Here is a 19736-nt window from a genome sequence, read left to right on the forward strand (position 1 = left end):
AGGAATTGAACACATAAGCTCGCTCCGCTGTCTCCCGCCTTCGGGTGGTGCCCGATCTTGAACTGTGCGCCACTAGGAGAACGGACAAAACCCCCACGGAGCACACCTTGACCAGCACAGCGCAGGAACCGGCGTCGGGCGGATCGGCCGCGCCGCGGCCCGAGCACCTCGGCCGCGTCATCTTCATCGCCGCCGCCGCGGCGATGGGCGGCTTCCTCTTCGGCTACGACAGCTCCGTCATCAACGGCGCCGTCGTCGCCATCCGGGAACGCTTCGACATCGGCTCCGAGGCGCTCGCCCAGGTGATCGCCGCCGCGCTGATCGGCTGCGCGCTCGGCGCCGCCACGGCCGGCCGCATCGCCGACCGGATCGGCCGTATCCGCTGCATGCAGATCGCCGCCGTGCTCTTCACCGCGAGCGCCCTCGGCTCGGCCCTCCCGTTCGCCCTCTGGGACCTCGCCATGTGGCGCGTGATCGGCGGCTTCGGCATCGGCATGGCCTCCGTCATCGGCCCCGCCTACATCGCCGAGGTGTCCCCGCCCGCCTACCGCGGCCGACTCGCCTCCTTCCAGCAGGCCGCCATCGTCATCGGCATCGCCGTCTCCCAGCTCGTCAACTGGGGCATCCTCAACCTCGCCGACGGGGAGCAGCGCGGCGAAATCGCGGGCCTGGAGGCCTGGCAGTGGATGCTCGGGGTGATGGTCGTCCCGGCCGTCGTCTACGGGCTGCTGTCCTTCGTGATCCCCGAATCCCCCCGCTACCTCGTCTCCGTCGGCCGCAACGCCGAGGCCAGGAAGGTGCTCGCCGAGGTGGAGGGCAAGCGCGTCGACCTCGACGGGCGCATCGCCGACATCGAGCACACCATGAGGTCCGAGCACAAGTCCACCTTCAAGGACCTGCTCGGCGGCCGGTTCGGCTTCCTGCCCATCGTCTGGGTCGGCATCGGCCTGTCCGTCTTCCAGCAGCTCGTCGGCATCAACGTGATCTTCTACTACAGCTCCCTGCTGTGGCAGTCCGTCGGCATCGACCCGAGCGCCTCGTTCCTGTACTCCTTCGAGACCTCCGTGGTGAACATCGTCGGTACGGTCATCGCGATGGCGCTCGTGGACCGCATCGGCCGCAAGCCGCTGGCCCTCATCGGCTCGGCCGGCATGGCGATCTCGCTGGGCATGGCCGCGTGGGCGTTCTCGTACAAGTCCGGTACGGGCGACGACATCTCCCTGCCGCACGCCCAGGGCATCGTGGCCCTGGTCGCCGCCAACTGCTTCGTCCTCTTCTTCGCCCTGTCCTGGGGCGTGGTGGTCTGGGTGCTCCTCGGCGAGATGTTCCCGGGCCACATCCGGGCCGCGGCCCTCGGCGTCGCGGCCGCCGCCCAGTGGATCGCCAACTGGGTCATCACCGTCTCGTTCCCGACGCTGTCGGACTGGAACCTGTCCGGCGCCTACATGATCTACACCGGCTTCGCCTTGCTCTCGATCCCCTTCGTCCTCAAATGGGTGCCGGAGACCAAGGGCAAGGCGCTGGAGGAGATGGGGTAACCATCCCCCGCCAACGCCCCGTCTCCTCGATACTGCCCCGGCTCAGTCCTTGAGCCGGGGCAGTACCTGTTCGCACAGCAGGTGCAGGCTGCGCCAGCCCTCGTCGATCGGCATCCCGCCGCACAGCGGGTGCAGCACCAGGTTCCCGGCCTCGCCGGCTCCCCGGGCGTACGCGACCGCCTCGTCCGGGGTGAGGATCCGGTACACGCCCTCCGCCCGCAGTTCCGCCACCGAGCGCGCGCCCGACCGTACGGCGCTGCGGATGTCCTTGGACTGCCAGGACGCGTACATGCCCGCCTCGTGCAGGAAGCGCTCGCCGTGCTCCGCCCAGACCCGGTCGGGGTCCTCCGCGATGTGCAGCAGCGGGGTCTGCGCCGCCGGCATCATGCAGAAGCCCTCCGTGCCGTACTCGGCGAGCTTCGCGTTGTAGTACGCCTCCAGCTCCGGCAGGTGCGCGCTCGGGAAGAACGGCAGCCCCAGCCGGGCGGCGCGCCGCGCGGCCGCCTCGGAACTCCCGCCGACCAGCAGCATCGGGTGCGGTTGGGTGAAGGGCCTGGGGGTGACCCGGACCGTGCGGCCGCGGAACTCGAAGGGCTCGCCCGTCCACGCCTTCAGCAGGGTCTCCAGCAGCTCGTCCTGGAGCTTCCCGCGCCGGCCCCACTCCACGCCGTGCTGCTCGTACTCCTCCGGCCGGTAGCCGATCCCCGCGACCGTGACCAGGCGGCCGCCGCTCAGCAGGTCCAGCACGGCGATGTCCTCGGCCACCTTGAGCGGGTCGTACAGCGGCCCGATGATCGCCGAAACGGTGACGGCGATCCGGCGGGTGGCCCCGAACACCGCGCCCGCGAAGGCGAAGGGAGAGGGCAGCCAGTTGTTGCCGGTGCCGTGGTGCTCCTCGGTCTGGATGGTGTCGATCCCGAGGTCGTCGGCGTACCGGGCCATCTCCAGCGCCGCCTTGTAGCGGGCGGAGAGGGACTCCGGGGTGCCGTTCGGGTCGACGAGGTTGAACCGGGCCACGGTGATGGGCATGGAGAAGTCCCCCTTCGCCGGAGGTGGGTGGGCGGGCGAAGGGGGACGTTAGCTGACGTGGCGTCAGTTGGACAGGGATCCGGCGAGCTCCCGCTCCTCGGCGGGGGCCGGCGCGGCCGGGGCGGGAGTGCGCGGCAGTACGGCGTACAGCAGCCCCGAGGTCAGGATCCCGACCGCCCAGCCGAGCCCGTTCCGCCCGGGCCAGGTGCCGGCGAGGGGCCCGCTGAACCAGTCCACCTTGGTGAACAGCAGGCCCACGACCAGGGCCGCGGCCCACGCGGTCATCGCCTGCCAGGCGAAACCGCCCTTGTACCAGTAGGCGCTGCTCGGGGTGGTGTCCAGCAGTGCGCGGCCGTCGTAGCCCTTGCGGCGCAGCATGTCCACGCCGAAGACGCCGATCCAGGCGGAGAAGGCCACGGCCAGCAGCGTCAGGAACGAGATGAAGGAGCCGAAGAAGCCGGTCGCGACCACCATCAGCAGGAAACCGAACACCAGGCTGATGAAGGCGTTGACGCTGACCGCCCAGGCGCGCGGCACCCTGATGCCGAGGGTCTGCGCGGTGAAACCGGCCGAGTACATGGACATCGAGTTGATCAGCAGCATGCCGACGAGCGCGATGAGCAGGTACGGGACCGCGATCCAGGTCGGCAGCAGCGCGCCGATGAAGGAGACCGGGTCCTGCGCGCCGGCCAGGTCCGGGGTGCCGACCGCCATCACCGCGCCCATGAGCACCATGGGGAGCACGACGACGCCGGCGCCGCCGATCGTCGCACCCACCATGGCCCCGGAGGAGGCCGTACGGGGGAGGTAGCGGGTGAAGTCCGGGCCGGAGGGGACCCAGCTGATGCCGCCGGCCGCGATGGTGCCGATGCCCGCGATCATCATCGCCGTGGAGCCCGCGGGCCTGGCGAAGACCGCGGACCAGTCGGTGGTGGCGACCAGGTAGCCGAGCACGAGCACGCTGAAGGCGCCGAAGAGGTACGTCGACCACTTCGAGCACACGCGCAACGCGTTGATCCCGAGACCCGAGATCACGAAGGTGCAGCTCACGAAGAAGAGCAGGGTGACGACGATGAGGGTGGTGTTGCTCTTGATGCCGAAGAGCAGGTCGAGCACGGTCAGGACGGCGTAGGCCCCGCTGACCGCGTTGATCGTCTCCCAGCCCCACCGGGCCACCCAGATCAGCGCGCCCGGGAAGAGGTTGCCGCGCTGCCCGAACACGGCCCGCGACAAGGCCATGCCCGGGGCGCCGCCGCGCTTTCCGGCGATGGAGATCAGGCCGACGATCCCGTACGAGAGCACCGGCGCGGCGACCGCGACGACGAGCACCTGCCAGATGTTCAGCCCGTTGGAGATCACCAGCCCGGCGCCCATGGTCAGCAGCAGCACGCTGATGTTGGCGGCGACCCAGGTGGGCACGAGCTCGCGGACCCTGCCGCCGCGTTCGCCGTCCGGAATGGGCTCCAGGCCGCGTGTCTCCATCGCGCCGTCGGATGCGCCGGTCGGGGCGTCGGCAGGCATGGGTGCTCCGTGAAAGGTGGGGGGATTGGCCCATCATCATACGTTTGCCGTAGAACGCACGGAAAAGGGGCTTACGGCCCTCGGGGGCTTCCACCGGCCGAGCCCGCGCGGCTCACCTGCGGAAACAGGGTCGGGGCCGGGGTGTCACGCATACTGAACGCGTTATGGACATCCTCATCCTTGCCGTAGTCATCGCCCTGGTCGCGGTCGGCGCGATCAGCGGGCTCGTGGTCAGCAGCCGCAAGAAGAAGCAGCTGCCCCCGGCGCCGCCGAGCACGCCGACCATCACTGCCCCGCCTGCCGAACCGCAGGTGGGGGAGGACGCCGTAGAGACGGCGGAAGAACCGCGCCGCACCATCGAGGAGGTCGTCCTCCCGGAGGCGGAGGCGGAGGCTCCCGCAGAGGTGCCGGTCGCGGAAGTCCCCGTCGTGGAGCCCGAGACTCCGGCCGCGCCCGCGATCGAGGTGCCCGAGCCCACCGCCGGCCGCCTCGTCCGGCTGCGCGCCCGGCTCGCCCGGTCGCAGAACTCCCTCGGGAAGGGGCTGCTCACGCTGCTCTCCCGCGAGCACCTCGACGAGGACACCTGGGAGGAGGTCGAGGAGACCCTGCTCGTCGCCGACGTCGGTGTCGTCCCGACCCAGGAGCTCGTCGACCGGCTCCGCGAGCGGGTCAAGGTGCTCGGCACGCGCACCCCGGCCGACCTGCGCGCCCTGCTCAAGGAGGAGCTGCTGACCCTGGTCGGCACCGACTTCGACCGCGTCGTGAAGACGGAGAGCGGCGAGGACACCCCCGGCGTGATCATGGTCGTCGGTGTCAACGGCACCGGCAAGACCACCACCACCGGCAAGCTCGCCCGGGTACTGGTCGCCGACGGCCGCAGCGTGGTGCTCGGCGCGGCCGACACCTTCCGCGCGGCCGCCGCCGACCAGCTCCAGACCTGGGGCGACCGCGTCGGCGCGCGGACCGTACGCGGCCCCGAGGGCGGCGACCCGGCCTCGATCGCCTACGACGCGGTCAAGGAGGGCATCGCCGAGGGCGCCGACGTGGTGCTCATCGACACCGCGGGCCGGCTGCACACCAAGACCGGCCTGATGGACGAGCTCGGCAAGGTCAAGCGCGTCGTGGAGAAGCACGGCCCGCTGGACGAGGTCCTGCTGGTCCTGGACGCCACCACCGGCCAGAACGGCCTGACCCAGGCCCGGGTCTTCGCCGAGGTCGTGGACATCACCGGCATCGTGCTGACCAAGCTCGACGGCACCGCCAAGGGCGGCATCGTCGTCGCCGTCCAGCGGGAGCTGGGCGTCCCGGTCAAGCTCGTCGGCCTCGGCGAGGGCGCGGACGACCTGGCCCCCTTCGAGCCGGAGGCGTTCGTGGACGCCCTGATCGGCGACTGAGCACAGCCCGTACGCACACCAGTGCCCCCGCGTCCCACCGGAACGCGGGGGCACTGCCGTATGCGGAGGGGGCGGACGTCCGCGGGGCGGACGGGCACCTGACGACAGGCCCTAGCCGCGGAAGCGGTGGCAGGTGTAGGCGAGGGTGCCGAGCAGGAGGCGGGCCTGGGGCGGGCCGCCGGCGTTGTCGAGGGCGGGCGGGCGCAGCCAGCTGACCTGGCCGAGGCCGGCCCGGTCCGAGGGCGGGACCGTCACGAAGGCCCCCTCGCCCAGGGCCTTCAGGTCCAGGTCGGCGTCGTCCCAGCCCATCCGGTACAGCAGCTGCGGCAGCTCGGCCGCCGCGCCCGGCGCCACGAAGAACTGGGCCCGGCCGTCCGGGGTCGAGACCACCGGGCCGAGCGGCAGGCCCATCCGCTCCAGCCGCACCAGCGCGCGCCGCCCCGCCTCCCCGGAGACCTCGATCACGTCGAAGGAGCGGCCCACCGGGAGGAGTACCGCCGCGCCCGGGTACTCGCTCCAGGCCTCGGTGACCTCGTCCAGGGTGGCCCCGGCCTTGACCGTGGGGGCGAAGGGCAGGGGGTGTGCCCCGGGTGCCGCACACCGCCCGTCCCCGCAGGAACAGTCGCGGGCGGGTGCCGCGGCTCGCGCGCCGGGAACCACGTCCCAGCCCCACAGTCCGGTGTACTCGGCCACCGCCGTGCACTCCGAGGTCCGGCCGCGGCGCCGGGCGCCCGAACGGAATTCCTTGGTGCCGCGGCTGCCGCCGATCGTGAAGCCCATGCCCATGCCCCCTCCAACGGGTCGGACGCGCCGGTGGTTACGAGGCCGGTGGGACCTGCTGCCGCGGGGTGCGGTCCGCTGTCGCCCGGCGCACTCCTCGCCGCGCGCGCCCCGAGCGCACTCCAGTCCAACCGGACCGTTTTCACCTCGGTGTCAAGTGAATCGCGCCTGGCCGGTGGCGAGTTCATTCGAAGGGGTGGCGAATGGTGGCGTTTCTGGAATCGACCTCGCCGAAGGGGTGATCGTAGGATTACTTTCGGTGCACGAACCCCGAAGGCGGGCCCATCCGTGGGTATGCCGGAGGCAATGTGTGGAGGACCTGTGAAGGTCCATGGTGGCGCCCGGCGCCACGGCCAGGGTTTCGTGAGGAAGAGGCTGAGCGGATGGGGGCGTTCCAGTGAGCGGCAACAGCGCAAGCGGAACGACGGACGACGCTGCCGCGCGCAACGAACAGCTGACGTCGTGGTTCGTCCGCAGCGGCTGGTCCAAGGGCGAGCTCGCCCGCCAGGTCAACCGCCGGGCCCGCCAGATGGGCGCCCACCACATCAGCACGGACACCTCCCGGGTGCGCCGCTGGCTCGACGGTGAACAGCCCCGCGAGCCCGTCCCCAGGATCCTCTCCGAGCTGTTCTCCGAGCGCTTCGGCTCCGTCGTCGCCATCGAGCAGCTCGGCCTGCGCACCGCCCACCAGACCCCCTCCGTCTCCGGGGTCGACCTGCCCTGGGCCGGCCCGCAGACCGTCGAACTGCTCGGCGAGTTCTCCCGCAGCGACCTGATGCTGGCCCGCCGCGGCTTCCTCGGGACCTCGCTCGCCCTCTCCGCCGGCCCCGCCCTCATCGAGCCCATGCAGCGCTGGCTCGTACCGGTCCCGGTCGCCGACCCGGGATCACGGGAAGCGGGGCCGGCGGGCGCACCGGGCGGCCACCGCCCGCCCCGGCTCTCCGAACCGGAACTCGACCTGCTCGACGCGACCACCGTCATGTTCCGCCAGTGGGACGCCCAGTGCGGGGGCGGGCTGCGCCGCAAGGCCGTCGTCGGCCAGCTCCACGAGGTCACCGACCTGCTCCAGGAGAGGCACCCGGCGCCCGTCATGAAGCGGCTCTTCAAGGTCGCCGCGGAACTCGCCGAACTGGCCGGCTGGATGAGCTACGACATCGGCCTGCACCCCACCGCCCAGAAGTACTTCGTCCTCGCGCTGCACGCCGCGAAGGAGGCCGGGGACAAGCCGCTGGGCTCGTACATCCTCTCCGGCATGAGCCGCCAGATGATCCACCTGGGCCGCCCCGAGGACGCCCTGGAACTCATCCACCTCGCGCAGTACGGCAGCCGCGACTGCGCCGGCCCGCGCACCCAGGCCATGCTGTATGCGATGGAGGCCCGCGCCTACGCCAACATGGGTCAGCCCAGCCGCTGCAAGCGGGCCGTGCGGATGGCCGAGGACACCTTCGGCGACGTCGGCTTCGCGGGCGGCGAGCCCGAACCCGACTGGATCCGCTTCTTCTCCGAGGCCGAACTGAACGGCGAGAACTCCCACTCGTACCGTGACCTGGCCTACGTCGCCGGGCGCAGCCCCATGTACGCCTCCCTCGCCGAACCCGTCATGGAACGGGCCGTCGAACTCTTCGAGAAGGACGAGGAGCACCAGCGTTCCTACGCCCTCAACCTCATCGGCATGGCCACCGTGCACCTGCTCCAGCGCGAGCCCGAGCAGGCCGCGGTCCTCGTCGACCGGGCCCTGGACGTGGCGGGAAAGGTGCGGTCCGAACGGGTGAACACCCGGCTTCGCAAGACCGTCGACACCGCCGCCCGTGAATACGGGGACGTCGCCGAGATCGTCCGGCTCACCGACCACCTCGCCTCGCGCCTCCCCGAAGCCGCGGAGGCCGTCTGACGGCCCGAGCGGCCACCCTCAAGGCTCCGGCCGCGGCAGTCACCCCGTGAAGCCCGATCAGGCTCCCCCAGCCAGGACGTCCGGGTCACTGCCGCGGCCGGTTGTGAAGAACCACTCGTTCATGGACGCGTAACACGTCCGACCGCTTCGTCATCGGCACGAAACACCGAGCGGCGCCGCCGGAAACCGGCCTGCGCGAATCTCATGGCCAATAACCGGCCAGTTCCTTTTGCCGCCGCTCAGGTTTTCACGATCGCCCGCACGCGAACGTACCGACGACGAGGAGACGCCGATGGCATCAGCCATCACGACCCTCGCGGCAGACGCGCCCACGCTGTCTTCCGCGAACACCGGGTTCATGCTCATCTGCTCCGCCCTGGTCATGCTGATGACCCCGGGACTCGCCTTCTTCTACGGAGGCATGGTCCGCGTCAAGAGCAGCCTCAACATGCTGATGATGAGTTTCATCAGCCTCGGGATCGTCACGATCCTGTGGGTGCTCTACGGCTTCAGCCTCGCCTTCGGCACCGACTCCGGCTCCCTCATCGGCTGGAACTCCGACTACGTCGGCCTCAGCGGCATCGGGATCACCGAGCTGTGGGACGGGTACACCATCCCGGTCTACGTCTTCGCCGTCTTCCAGCTGATGTTCGCCGTGATCACCCCCGCCCTGATCAGCGGCGCCCTCGCCGACCGGGTGAAGTTCAGCGCCTGGGTCCTGTTCACCGCCCTGTGGGTCACCGTCGTGTACTTCCCCGTGGCCCACTGGGTGTGGGGCGCCGGCGGCTGGCTCTTCGAGCTCGGCGTCATCGACTTCGCGGGCGGCACCGCCGTCCACATCAACGCCGGCGCCGCCGCCCTCGGCGTGATCCTGGTCATCGGCAAGCGCGTCGGCTTCAAGAAGGACCCGATGCGCCCCCACAGCCTCCCGCTCGTGATGCTCGGCGCCGGTCTGCTGTGGTTCGGCTGGTTCGGCTTCAACGCCGGATCCTGGCTCGGCAACGACGACGGCGTCGGCGCGGTCATGTTCGTCAACACCCAGGTCGCCACCGCCGCCGCCATGCTCGCCTGGCTCGGATACGAGAAGCTGCGCCACGGCTCCTTCACCACCCTCGGCGCCGCATCCGGCGCGGTCGCCGGCCTCGTCGCCATCACGCCCTCCGGCGGTTCCTGCTCCCCGCTCGGCGCGATCGCCATCGGCGCCATCGCCGGCCTGCTCTGCGCCATGGCCGTCGGCCTCAAGTACAAGTTCGGCTACGACGACTCCCTCGACGTGGTCGGCGTCCACCTCGTCGGCGGTGTCGTCGGCTCGCTCCTCGTGGGCTTCTTCGCCACCGGCGGGGTCCAGTCCGACGCGGCCGGCCTCTTCTACGGCGGCGGCCTCGAACAGCTCGGCAAGCAGGCCATCGGAGTCTTCTCCGTCCTCGCCTACTCTCTGGTGGCGTCCGCGCTGCTCGCCTTCCTCCTCGACAAGACCATCGGAATGCGGGTCCCCGAGGACGACGAGGTCGCCGGCATCGACCAGGTCGAACACGCCGAGACCGCCTACGACTTCAGCGGAGCCGGCGGCGGCGCGGCCTCGCGCAGCACCGCCGCCGCCCCCACCCACTCCGCCGCCAGCAAGAAGGTCGATGCATGAAGCTGATCACCGCGATCGTCAAGCCGCACAAGCTGGACGAGATCAAGGAAGCCCTCCAGACCTTCGGAGTCCAGGGCCTCACCGTCACCGAGGCCAGCGGCTACGGCCGCCAGCGCGGCCACACCGAGGTCTACCGCGGCGCCGAGTACCAGGTCGACCTCGTCCCCAAGATCCGCATCGAGGTGCTGGTCGACGACTCCGACGCCGAGGAGCTGATCCGCGTCATCGTGAGCGCGGCCGCCACCGGAAAGATCGGCGACGGCAAGGTGTGGAGCGTCCCCGTGGACTCGGTCGTACGGGTCCGCACCGGCGAGCGCGGCGCTGACGCGCTGTAGGACCCGTCCGGTCGGTCAGGCCGGATAAGCGAGCGGGGCCTGGTGCGTGCGCTCGCAAGACGGAGGAGGGAATCGACGCGGAGCGTCGGTGACCGACGACAACGCGGCGAGCGTGCGCACCAGGGCACGCGAGCCCGGCATGACCGACTGGACAGGTCCTACGTGACGGGAGCTCCCGGGTGACGAGCGTCGAAGAATCCACGGACCACACGGCCGACTCGGGACCCGGCGGATACGCCGCGGCCCGGCTGCGACTCCTCCAGGAGGAGTCGCGGTCCGGGCCCTCGCGGCGTTCCGCGCTGGCCGGGCTGACCGACGAATGGCTGAGCGCCCTGTTCACCACCGCCGCACGGGAGACGGGCGTCCGGGGCGCCTCCCTGGTGGCCGTCGGCGGCTACGGCAGGGCCGAACTCTCCCCGCGCAGCGACCTCGACCTGGTGCTGCTGCACGACGGCAAGGCCGAACCGCGGGCGCTGGGCGCGCTCGCCGACCGGCTCTGGTACCCCGTGTGGGACCTCGGCCTCGCCCTCGACCACTCCGTACGGACCCCCGCCGAGGCCCGCAAGACGGCCGCCGAGGACCTCAAGGTGCACCTCGGGCTGCTCGACGCCCGCTCCGTCGCGGGCGACGCGGGCCTCCTCGCGGGCCTGCGCACCTCCGTCCTGGCCGACTGGCGCAACCAGGCCGCCAAGAGGCTCCCGCAACTCCACTCCCTGTGCCGCGACCGCGCCGAGCGCTCCGGCGAGCTGCGCTTCCTCCTCGAACCCGACCTCAAGGAGGCCCGGGGAGGCCTGCGCGACATCACCGCGCTCCGGGCCGTCGCCGCGTCCTGGCTGGCCGACGCCCCGCGAGAAGGCCTCGCCCAGGCCCGCCGCAGGCTCCTCGACGCCCGCGACGCACTCCACCTCGTCACCGGCCGCGCCACCGACCGGCTCTCCCTCCAGGAACAGGACCAGGTCGCGGGCCGGCTCGGGCTCCTCGACGCCGACGCGCTGCTCCGCGAGGTGTACGAGGCCGCGCGCGTGGTCTCGTACGCCGGTGACGTGACCTGGCGCGAGGTCGGCCGGGTGCTGCGGGCGCGCTCCGCCCGCCCCAGGCTCCGCGGACTGCTCGGCACCCGGGGCGCCCCGGCGGCGGCGCGGGCACCGCTGGCCGACGGGGTCGTGGAGTCCGACGGAGAGGCCGTACTGGCCCTGGCCGCGCGCCCCGACCGCGACCCGGTGCTGCCGATCCGCTTCGCCGCGGCCGCCGCGCAGGCGGGCCTTCCCGTCTCGCCGCACGCCGTACGGAGGCTCGCCGCGCAGGCGAAACCGCTCCCGGTGCCGTGGCCGGCCGAGGCCCGCGAGCAGCTGGTGACGCTGCTGGGCGCGGGGGAGCCGACCGTGGCCGTCTGGGAGGCCCTGGAAGCGGAGGGCCTGATCGGCCGGCTGCTCCCGGACTGGGAGCGGGTGCGCTGCCGCCCCCAGCGCAACCCCGTCCACACCTGGACGGTGGACCGGCACCTCATCGAGACGGCGGTGCGCGCCTCGGCCCTCACCCGCCGGGTCGGCCGCCCCGACCTGCTCCTCATGGCCGCCCTCCTGCACGACATCGGCAAGGGCTGGCCCGGTGACCACTCGGTGGCCGGCGAGACCATCGCCCGCGACGTCGCCACCCGGGTCGGCTTCGACGAGCGGGACGTCGCCGTCCTGGGCACGCTCGTACGCCACCACCTGCTGCTGATCGACACCGCGACCCGGCGGGACCTGGACGACCCCGCGACCGTCCGCACGGTCGCCGAGGCCGTCGGGTCGGTGGGCACGCTGGAGATACTGCACGCCCTCACGGAGGCCGACGCCCTCGCCACCGGCCCGGCCGCGTGGAGCGCCTGGCGCGGTTCCCTCGTGGCCGACCTCGTCGCACGGGCCGCCGCCGTCCTGCGCGGCACCGCCCCGGCGGCGGGGGAGCCGGAGATCCCGACCGCGGAACAGGAACGCCTCGCGGTGGAGGCCCTGCGCACGGGGGAGCCCGTGCTGGCGCTCCAGGCCCGCCACGAGGAGGACGCCGTCGGCGTGGAACTGGTCGTGGCCGTCCCCGACCAGCCGGGGGTCCTGCCGGCCGTGGCCGGGGTGCTGGCGCTGCACCGGCTCACGGTGCGGGCGGCCGACCTGCGCTCCACGGAGCTCCCGGACCGGCTGGGCGAGGTCCTGGTGCTGCGGTGGCGGGTGGCGGCGGAGTACGGCGCGCTGCCGCAGGTGGCCAGGCTGCGGACCGACCTGGTCCGCGCGCTGGACGGCTCGCTGAACGTGCCGGCGAAGCTGGCCGACCGCGAGGCGGCGTACCCGCGGAGGCGCGGGGTCGTGCCCCCGCCGCCCCGGGTCACGGTCGTCGCGGACGTCTCCTCGCTGGCCACCGTCCTGGAGGTCCGCGCGCCGGACGCGGTGGGGCTGCTGCACCGGATCGGGCGGGCTCTGGAATCCCGCGGCGTGCGGGTGCGCAGTGCGCACGTGTCGACGCTGGGCGCGAACGCGGTGGACACCCTGTACGTCACCACCCCGGAGGGCAAACCCCTGGACGCGGGGGAGGCGACCGCCCTTGCCGGGCTGGTGGAGTCGGCCCTGGCGTAGGCCCGGGCAGCCGCTGCGCGGGGTTGGTCCCCTACCCGCCCTTCCACCGTTCGCCGGGGCGGAGCCCCGGGTCTTCCAGCCGCACTCGACAGGCGGCAGCAGCCACATCCAGCCCCGCCGGCGCTTGAGGCGCGGGGTGCGGGGCGGAGCCCCGGTTCAGACCGCCGGGTCCACCACTTGGCACGGCCCGATACCCTGGGGGACACCACACCGCCCCCGACCCGAGGAATCGCGACCACCGTGTTCGATACGCTCTCCGACCGCTTGGCGAATACCTTCAAGGGCCTGCGCGGCAAAGGCCGGCTGTCCGAGGCTGACATCGACTCCGCGGCCCGGGACATCCGTATCGCCCTCCTCGAGGCCGACGTCGCCCTCCCGGTCGTCCGTTCCTTCATCGCGAACGTCAAGGAACGCGCCCGCGGCGAAGAGGTCAGCAAGGCGCTGAACCCCGGTCAGCAGGTCCTGAAGATCGTCAACGACGAGCTCGTCACGATCCTCGGCGGCGAGACCCGGCGGCTCCGCTTCGCCAAGACCGCGCCCACCGTGATCATGCTGGCCGGTCTCCAGGGTGCCGGTAAGACCACCCTCGCCGGAAAGCTCGGCCTCTGGCTCAAGGGGCAGGGCCACACCCCGCTCCTCGTCGCCTGCGACCTCCAGCGCCCCAACGCCGTCAACCAGCTCTCGGTCGTCGCCGACCGCGCCGGCGTGGCGTTCTACGGTCCCCAGCCCGGCAACGGCGTCGGCGACCCGGTCCAGGTGGCCAAGGACTCCGTCGAGTACGCGCGCACCAAGCAGTACGACATCGTGATCGTCGACACCGCCGGCCGCCTCGGCATCGACCAGGAGCTGATGCAGCAGGCCGCGGACATCCGCGACGCCGTCAGCCCCGACGAGATCCTCTTCGTCGTCGACGCGATGATCGGTCAGGACGCGGTCAACACCGCCGAGGCCTTCCGCGACGGCGTCGGCTTCGACGGCGTGGTGCTCTCCAAGCTCGACGGCGACGCCCGCGGTGGTGCCGCGCTCTCCATCGCGCACGTCACCGGCAAGCAGATCATGTTCGCCTCGAACGGCGAGAAGCTCGACGAGTTCGACGCCTTCCACCCGGACCGCATGGCGGGCCGGATCCTCGACATGGGTGACATGCTCACCCTCATCGAGCAGGCCGAGAAGACCTTCTCGCAGGCCGAGGCCGAGAAGATGGCGGCCAAGCTCGCCAAGGGCCCCAAGGAGTTCACGCTCGACGACTTCCTGGCCCAGATGGAGCAGGTCCGCAAGATGGGCTCCATCTCCAAGCTGCTCGGCATGCTGCCCGGCATGGGGCAGATCAAGGACCAGATCAACAACATCGACGAGCGCGACGTGGACCGCACCGCCGCGATCATCAAGTCGATGACCCCGGCCGAGCGCCAGGACCCGACGATCATCAACGGCTCGCGCCGCGCCCGTATCGCCAAGGGTTCCGGCACCGAGGTCAGCGCCGTCAAGTCGCTCGTCGAGCGCTTCTTCGACGCCCGCAAGATGATGTCCCGCATGGCCCAGGGCGGCGGCCTGCCGGGCATGCCCGGCATCCCCGGGATGGGCGGCGGCCCCGGCCGGCAGAAGAAGCAGGTCAAGCAGGCCAAGGGCAAGCGCAAGAGCGGCAACCCGATGAAGCGCCGCGAAGAGGAGGCCGCCGCGGCCGCCCGCCGCGAGCAGGGCTCGCAGGCGATCGAGCCCGCGGCCGGCGGCAACCCCTTCGGGCTTCCCACCGGGGGCCAGTCCGGTCAGGAATTCGACCTCCCGGACGAGTTCAAGAAGTTCATGAAGTAGCACTTCGTGAGGTGGGCCCCGGCCGTGTTCGCACGGTCGGGGCCCTTCCGTTTCTGCCGGGGCGACGGTCCGGTTTATCCCTTATCGTCGGCCGGGGGGACGGCAGAAGGAGGCCCCCGTGCCCAGCCCCACTCCCGTACCGCCCCGAGACCGGGCCGATACACCCTGGCGCTCGGAGGGCGCACCGCCCACGCCTCCCCCCAAGAAGAAGCTGCCGGGCGGCTGGCGCTTGCTCATCCTCGTCGCGCTGATCGTGTACCTGATCGCCAACCTGGTGCTGTCGTTCTTCAACGAGGTCGACGAGCCGACCATCTCGTACACCGAGTTCAGCAAGCAGGTCGCGAGCGGCAACGTCTCGAAGATCTACTCCAAGGGCGACGCGATCCAGGGCCAGCTGAAGGCCGAGCAGCCACTGCCAGACGGGGACAAGGGCGACTACACCAAGTTCGTCACCCAGCGCCCGGCCTTCGCCGACGACGACCTGTGGGCGAACCTCACCAAGCAGAACGTGAACGTGACGGCCCGCCCGGTCGTCGAACAGCGCAGCTTCCTCGCCAACCTGCTGCTCTCCCTCGCCCCGATGCTGCTGCTGGTCCTCCTGTGGGTGTTCATCGCCCGGCGCATGGGCGCGGGGATGGGCGGCATGGGCGGGCTGGGCCGCAAGGCCCCGCCCAAGCCGGTGGAACTCCAGGAGGGCGCCCCGCGCACCACCTTCGACGACGTGGCCGGCATCGACGAGGTCCAGGGAGAGCTCGACGACGTCGTGGACTTCCTCAAGAACCCGCAGGCCTACCGCAGGCTGGGCGCCCGGATGCCCGGCGGGGTCCTCCTGGCGGGCCCGCCGGGCACGGGCAAGACCCTGCTCGCGCGGGCGGTCGCGGGCGAGGCCGGGGTGCCGTTCTTCTCCGCCTCCGCCTCCGAGTTCATCGAGATGATCGTCGGTGTCGGCGCCTCCCGGGTGCGGGAACTGTTCGCCGAGGCGCGCAAGGTGGCCCCCGCGATCATCTTCATCGACGAGATCGACACCATCGGGCGGGTCCGCGGCGGGGGCGCGGCCATGGGCGGCCACGACGAACGCGAGCAGACCCTGAACCAGATCCTCACCGAGATGGACGGCTTCTCGGGCTCGGAGGGCGTCGTCGTGCTCGCCGCCACCAACCGCGCGGACGTGCTGGACCCGGCGCTGACCCGCCCCGGCCGCTTCGACCGCACCGTCGTCGTCTCCCCGCCGGACCGGGCCGGCCGCGAGGCCATCCTGCGCATCCACACCCGCGACATCCCCCTTGCAGACGGGGTCGACCTGGCCCAGGTCGCCACGACCACCCCCGGAATGACCGGCGCCGAGCTGGCGAACCTGGCCAACGAGGCCGCCCTGCTCGCGGTGAAGCGCCGGCAGCAGCAGGTCACCCAGTCCGACCTGTCGGACGCCCTGGAGAAGGTGCAGCTGGGCGCGGAGCGGCCGCTGGTCATGCCGGAGGAGGAACGCCGCCGGACGGCCTACCACGAGAGCGGACACGCCCTCCTCGGCATGCTCCAGCCGGGCGCCGACCCCGTCCGCAAGATCACCATCGTCCCCCGAGGCAGGGCGCTCGGCGTCACCCTCTCGGTCCCCGACGCCGACCGGTACGCGTACACGGAGGAGTACCTCCGCGGCCGCATCATCGGGGCGCTGGGCGGCATGGCCGCCGAGCAGACCGTCTACGACGTGATCACCACGGGCGCGGAGAACGACCTGGAGCAGGTCACCAACATCGTGCGCGGCATGGTCGGCCGCTGGGGCATGAGCGAGCGCATCGGCCGGCTCACCGCGATCCCCTCCGACGCGCAGAGCCCGTACGGCCTGACCGCCGCCCCCGCCACCCTCGACGCCGTGGACCACGAGATGCGCCGGATCGTCGACGAGTGCTACGTGGAGGCCTGCCGCCTGCTGCGCGAGCACCGCTCGAAGCTCGACGCGCTGGCGGAGGCACTCCTCGCCAACGAGACCCTGGACGAGCCGGCCGCCTACGCCGCCGCGGGCATCCCGCGGCTGACGAAGACGCACTCCACCGACTGACGGGCGGCCGTTACGCCACCCGGGCGATCACGTACCGGAAGATGTTCGGCAGCCATACGGCGCCGTCGGACCGCTCGAACGGGTGAAGCGCCTCGGCCAGCTCCTTCTCCGCCAGCGCGGGATCCGCGGCCGCGTCGTAGAGCCCGGTCGACACCAGCCCCCGTACCGCGCTGTCCACGTCCGCGTACCCGAACGGGCAGAACACCCGCCCCGAGCCGTCCGGCCGCAGCCCGGCCCCCTCCGCCAGCGCGTCCAGGTCCCGCGGCACCGGCCCGCGGCCGAGGACCGAGGGCACCGTGCAGCGCTCCGCGGGACCCCAACCGGCCAGCACCACCGCCCCGCCGCGCCGGACCAGGGGCAGGGCCGAGGCCAGAGCCGCCCGGGTGGGCGAGAAGGCCAGCAGGGCGTCGTAGGGGCGGTCCGCCGCGGGCCGCGAGGGCGGAGCGGCGAGCACTTCCAGCAGCCGCTCACGCGCCAGCGCGCGCCGCGCCGGATCCGCCTCCACGCCGGTGGCGCAGGCGCCCCGTCCGGCCGCCAGCAGCAGGGGCAGACCGGCCCCGCAGTCGAGGCCCAGCAGCCGGTCGCCCGGCCCGACCTCCAGCCGGTCGTAGACCGCTTCGTACAGCGGTACCAGCATCCGTTCCTGGATCTCCGCCCAGTCCCGGGCGACGAGCGTCGCCGTCGGCGTCGGTGTCATCGAAAGAGCGCTCCTGATTCCGTCTCGCCCCCTTGCCCCCGTTGCCAGAGAACTCCCCATTCGCCCCCGCGTCCAGAGGAGCGGGTCACCCGATTCACGCTCGACGCGCGAGGCGCCGTACCATTCGCGCCATGGCAAAGGCACCCGTTCTCACCCCGCAGGCGGAGGATTTCCCCCGCTGGTACCAGGATCTGATCAACAAGGCCGAGCTGGCCGACAACGGCCCGGTGCGCGGCACGATGGTCATCCGACCGTACGGCTACGGGCTGTGGGAGCGGATGCAGCAGGAGATGGACGCGCGCATCAAGGAAGCGGGCGCCCAGAACGCCTACTTCCCGATGTTCATCCCGCAGTCGTACCTGACGAAGGAAGCCGAGCACGTCGAGGGCTTCGCCCCCGAGCTGGCCGTCGTCACGCACGGCGGCGGCAAGGAGCTCGAAGAGCCGGTCGTCGTCCGGCCCACCTCCGAGACGATCATCAACGACTACTTCTCCAAGTGGGTCCAGAGCTACCGCGACCTGCCCCTGCTGATCAACCAGTGGGCCAACGTGGTCCGCTGGGAGCTGCGCCCGCGCGTGTTCCTCCGGACGAGCGAGTTCCTCTGGCAGGAGGGCCACACCGCCCACGCCACCTACGAGGACGCCCGCGACTACGCCGCCCGGATCCACACGGACGTCTACGGCGACTTCATGAAGAACGTCCTCGGCATCGACGTGGTCCTCGGCCGCAAGACCGCCAAGGAGCGCTTCGCCGGAGCCATCAACACCCTCACCCTCGAGGGCATGATGGGCGACGGCAAGGCCCTGCAGATGGGCACGAGCCACGAGCTCGGCACCAACTTCGCCAAGGCCTTCAACACGCAGTACCTGTCGAAGGAGGGCCGGCAGGAGCTGGTCTGGCAGACCTCGTGGGGCGTCTCGACCCGCATGGTCGGCGGCCTGATCATGTCGCACGGCGACGACAACGGCCTGCGGGTCCCGCCGCGCCTGGCCCACGTCCAGGTCGTCGTCATGGCGATCAAGGGCGACGAGGCCGTGGCGAAGGTCCGCGAGCTGGGCGACCAGCTCAAGGCCGCGGGTCTGCGCGTGCACGTCGACGACCGCGTCGACACCCCGTTCGGCCGCCGCGCGGTGGACTGGGAGCTCAAGGGCGTACCGGTCCGCATCGAGATCGGCCCGCGCGACCTGGAGAACGGCACCGCGATGCTGGCCCGCCGCATCCCGGGCGGCAAGGAGCCGGTGCAGATCGCCGAGCTGCTCGACCTGCTGCCCAAGGTGCTGGACGAGGACCAGGCGCAGCTGCTGCGCGAGTCCCGCGAGCGCCGCGAGTCCCGCACCTCCGACGTCGCGACCATCGAGGAGGCCGCCGAGGCCGCCATCGCGGGCGGCTGGGCGCGCATCCCGTGGGCCGACCTCGGTCCGGAGGGCGAGGCGAAGCTGGCCGAGCAGGCCGTCTCCGTACGCTGCCTGATCGCCGAGGACGGGTCGGTCCCGCAGGCCGACGACGCCCCCGGTACCCTCGCGATCGTCGCCCGCTCGTACTGACGGTTCCTCAGCCCCGGCGCGCGGCCTGTTCCGCACGCCGGGGCTGATGTGTGCCGGTCGACGTTACGTACCGACTCCTCCTGACATCGGCGCACCCGTCCTCGTCGGGACGCATGAGACTGAACTGACTGGTACGTGCAAAAAATTTGGAATGGCCCGGAATCGGAACACCCGGGCCCCCCGGCTCGTTGTCACGACGTGAGCACGACACCACCTGTTCTCGCCGCAGAGCTGGCGCAGGCGTGGGCCGACATTCAGCGGTACCACCCCGAGCTGCCTGACCTTGCCGCGCCCGAGTCCCTGATCGGAGAGTCCTCGTCCGCCTGCGGCGCCGAGCTCTCCTTCGAGCGACTGCTGCACGAGGCAGTCCACGGCATCGCCGCCGCCCGCGGGGTCCGCGACACCTCCCGCGCCGGCCGCTACCACAACCGCAGATTCCTCGCGATCGCCGAGGAGATGGGGTTGGACCACTCCGACGAGCCGCATGCGAGCAGCGGCTTCTCGCTGGTCACGCTCAACGCCGAGGCGAAGAAGCGCTACCGCCCGACGATGGAGCGGCTGCAGCGCGCCCTCAAGGCGCACACCGCCGCCACCGCCGCCGACACCAAGCGCAGCTTCCGCGGCCCGGCCGCCCGCCACGGCTCCTCCGGCGGCGGCGTCCGTGTCAAGGCGGTCTGCGACTGCGGGCGCAACGTCCGGGTGGTGCCCTCGGTCCTGGCTCAGGCCCCGATCGTGTGCGGAGGCTGCATGAAGCCCTTCCGCATCCCCGAGGTCGCCCTCTCGGCCGCCTCCTGAGGGCGTACGACCGGGGCGCCGACCGCGTCGGGCACACGGGTGGCCGCCCGCCCCGCCGCACCGCGGGTGCGCCGCACCGGCCGGCGGCCCGCCGCACCG

14 protein-coding genes are annotated in these 19736 nt (G+C 71.8%); 10 read left to right on the top strand and 4 right to left on the bottom strand.

The window, feature by feature from the left end:
* Nucleotides 1-107: 107 nt before the first annotated feature.
* Entirely contained in the window at nt 108-1538 is a 1431-nt protein-coding gene (locus tag ACIQ5Y_RS19635) for a sugar porter family MFS transporter (RefSeq protein WP_403881572.1), read from the top strand.
* Between the two features lie 42 nt (nt 1539-1580).
* Here ACIQ5Y_RS19635 and ACIQ5Y_RS19640 read toward each other — a convergent pair whose 3' ends face one another.
* Together ACIQ5Y_RS19640 and ACIQ5Y_RS19645 are read right to left on the bottom strand one after the other, a co-directional pair.
* A complete protein-coding gene (locus ACIQ5Y_RS19640) occupies nt 1581-2567 on the bottom strand; it encodes an LLM class flavin-dependent oxidoreductase (protein WP_403881575.1) in 987 nt (328 codons plus the stop codon).
* A 63-nt stretch (nt 2568-2630) separates the two neighbouring features.
* Nucleotides 2631-4088 (bottom strand): purine-cytosine permease family protein, encoded by a 1458-nt coding sequence (locus ACIQ5Y_RS19645; RefSeq protein ID WP_403881578.1) that lies wholly within the window; start codon nt 4086-4088, stop codon nt 2631-2633.
* A 164-nt stretch (nt 4089-4252) separates the two neighbouring features.
* Here ACIQ5Y_RS19645 and ftsY point away from each other — a divergent pair, with 164 nt between their 5' ends.
* Nucleotides 4253-5482: a signal recognition particle-docking protein FtsY gene (gene ftsY, locus ACIQ5Y_RS19650; protein ID WP_403881581.1), complete on the top strand. Its 1230-nt coding sequence runs from the start codon at nt 4253-4255 to the stop codon at nt 5480-5482.
* 111 nt (nt 5483-5593) lie between these two features.
* Here the strand turns inward: ftsY and ACIQ5Y_RS19655 are convergent, their stop codons facing one another.
* Nucleotides 5594-6262 carry a bifunctional DNA primase/polymerase gene (locus ACIQ5Y_RS19655; protein ID WP_403881584.1) on the bottom strand — a complete coding sequence of 223 codons (669 nt, stop codon included), beginning with the start codon at nt 6260-6262 and terminating at the stop codon, nt 5594-5596.
* A gap of 397 nt (nt 6263-6659) precedes the next feature.
* Between ACIQ5Y_RS19655 and ACIQ5Y_RS19660 the strand changes: the two genes are divergently transcribed.
* The 6 genes from ACIQ5Y_RS19660 (at nt 6660) to ftsH (ending at nt 16601) form a co-directional block, all read left to right on the top strand.
* Nucleotides 6660-8153: a hypothetical protein gene (locus ACIQ5Y_RS19660; protein ID WP_403881587.1), complete on the top strand. Its 1494-nt coding sequence runs from the start codon at nt 6660-6662 to the stop codon at nt 8151-8153.
* Nucleotides 8154-8445: 292 nt separating this feature from the next.
* Complete coding sequence (locus ACIQ5Y_RS19665) at nt 8446-9792, top strand: ammonium transporter (protein ID WP_403881589.1); 1347 nt, start codon at nt 8446-8448, stop codon at nt 9790-9792.
* On the top strand, nt 9789-10127 hold the full coding sequence (locus ACIQ5Y_RS19670; protein ID WP_030708521.1) for a P-II family nitrogen regulator: 339 nt from the start codon (nt 9789-9791) through the stop codon (nt 10125-10127). The genes ACIQ5Y_RS19665 and ACIQ5Y_RS19670 overlap by 4 nt, the downstream gene beginning before the upstream one ends.
* A 179-nt stretch (nt 10128-10306) precedes the next feature.
* Nucleotides 10307-12733: a [protein-PII] uridylyltransferase gene (locus ACIQ5Y_RS19675; RefSeq protein ID WP_403881594.1), complete on the top strand. Its 2427-nt coding sequence runs from the start codon at nt 10307-10309 to the stop codon at nt 12731-12733.
* Between the two features lie 240 nt (nt 12734-12973).
* The gene (gene ffh, locus ACIQ5Y_RS19680; RefSeq protein WP_403881596.1) at nt 12974-14545 is read left to right on the top strand and encodes a signal recognition particle protein; all 1572 of its coding nucleotides are present in this window, start codon (nt 12974-12976) and stop codon (nt 14543-14545) included.
* 118 nt (nt 14546-14663) lie between these two features.
* On the top strand, nt 14664-16601 hold the full coding sequence (ftsH, locus tag ACIQ5Y_RS19685) for an ATP-dependent zinc metalloprotease FtsH (RefSeq protein ID WP_403881599.1): 1938 nt from the start codon (nt 14664-14666) through the stop codon (nt 16599-16601).
* A 10-nt stretch (nt 16602-16611) separates the two neighbouring features.
* Here ftsH and ACIQ5Y_RS19690 read toward each other — a convergent pair whose 3' ends face one another.
* A complete protein-coding gene (locus ACIQ5Y_RS19690) occupies nt 16612-17298 on the bottom strand; it encodes a methyltransferase type 11 (RefSeq protein ID WP_403881601.1) in 687 nt (228 codons plus the stop codon).
* A 131-nt stretch (nt 17299-17429) separates the two neighbouring features.
* On the opposite strand from ACIQ5Y_RS19690, the gene proS reads away from it, so the two are divergent.
* Together proS and ACIQ5Y_RS19700 are read left to right on the top strand one after the other, a co-directional pair.
* Nucleotides 17430-18842, top strand: a complete 1413-nt coding sequence (gene proS, locus ACIQ5Y_RS19695; protein ID WP_403881603.1) for a proline--tRNA ligase — start codon at nt 17430-17432, stop codon at nt 18840-18842.
* 198 nt (nt 18843-19040) lie between these two features.
* Nucleotides 19041-19637 carry a hypothetical protein gene (locus tag ACIQ5Y_RS19700; RefSeq protein WP_384580084.1) on the top strand — a complete coding sequence of 199 codons (597 nt, stop codon included), beginning with the start codon at nt 19041-19043 and terminating at the stop codon, nt 19635-19637.
* The last annotated feature ends 99 nt before the right edge of the window (nt 19638-19736 follow it).

Source organism: Streptomyces sp. NPDC096339 (assembly GCF_044762985.1).
In the GTDB taxonomy this organism is placed as follows: Bacteria; Actinomycetota; Actinomycetes; order Streptomycetales; family Streptomycetaceae; genus Streptomyces.

What these genes read in the sequence shown, in the direction of transcription:
- ACIQ5Y_RS19640 (WP_403881575.1), bottom strand. Translation starts at nt 2,567, where the DNA reads ATGCCCATCACCGTGGCCCGGTTCAACCTCGTCGACCCGAACGGCACC.
- ACIQ5Y_RS19645 (WP_403881578.1), bottom strand. Translation starts at nt 4,088, where the DNA reads ATGCCTGCCGACGCCCCGACCGGCGCATCCGACGGCGCGATGGAGACA.
- ftsY (WP_403881581.1), top strand. Translation starts at nt 4,253, where the DNA reads ATGGACATCCTCATCCTTGCCGTAGTCATCGCCCTGGTCGCGGTCGGC.
- ACIQ5Y_RS19655 (WP_403881584.1), bottom strand. Translation starts at nt 6,262, where the DNA reads ATGGGCTTCACGATCGGCGGCAGCCGCGGCACCAAGGAATTCCGTTCG.
- ACIQ5Y_RS19665 (WP_403881589.1), top strand. Translation starts at nt 8,446, where the DNA reads ATGGCATCAGCCATCACGACCCTCGCGGCAGACGCGCCCACGCTGTCT.
- ACIQ5Y_RS19670 (WP_030708521.1), top strand. Translation starts at nt 9,789, where the DNA reads ATGAAGCTGATCACCGCGATCGTCAAGCCGCACAAGCTGGACGAGATC.
- ACIQ5Y_RS19690 (WP_403881601.1), bottom strand. Translation starts at nt 17,298, where the DNA reads ATGACACCGACGCCGACGGCGACGCTCGTCGCCCGGGACTGGGCGGAG.
- proS (WP_403881603.1), top strand. Translation starts at nt 17,430, where the DNA reads ATGGCAAAGGCACCCGTTCTCACCCCGCAGGCGGAGGATTTCCCCCGC.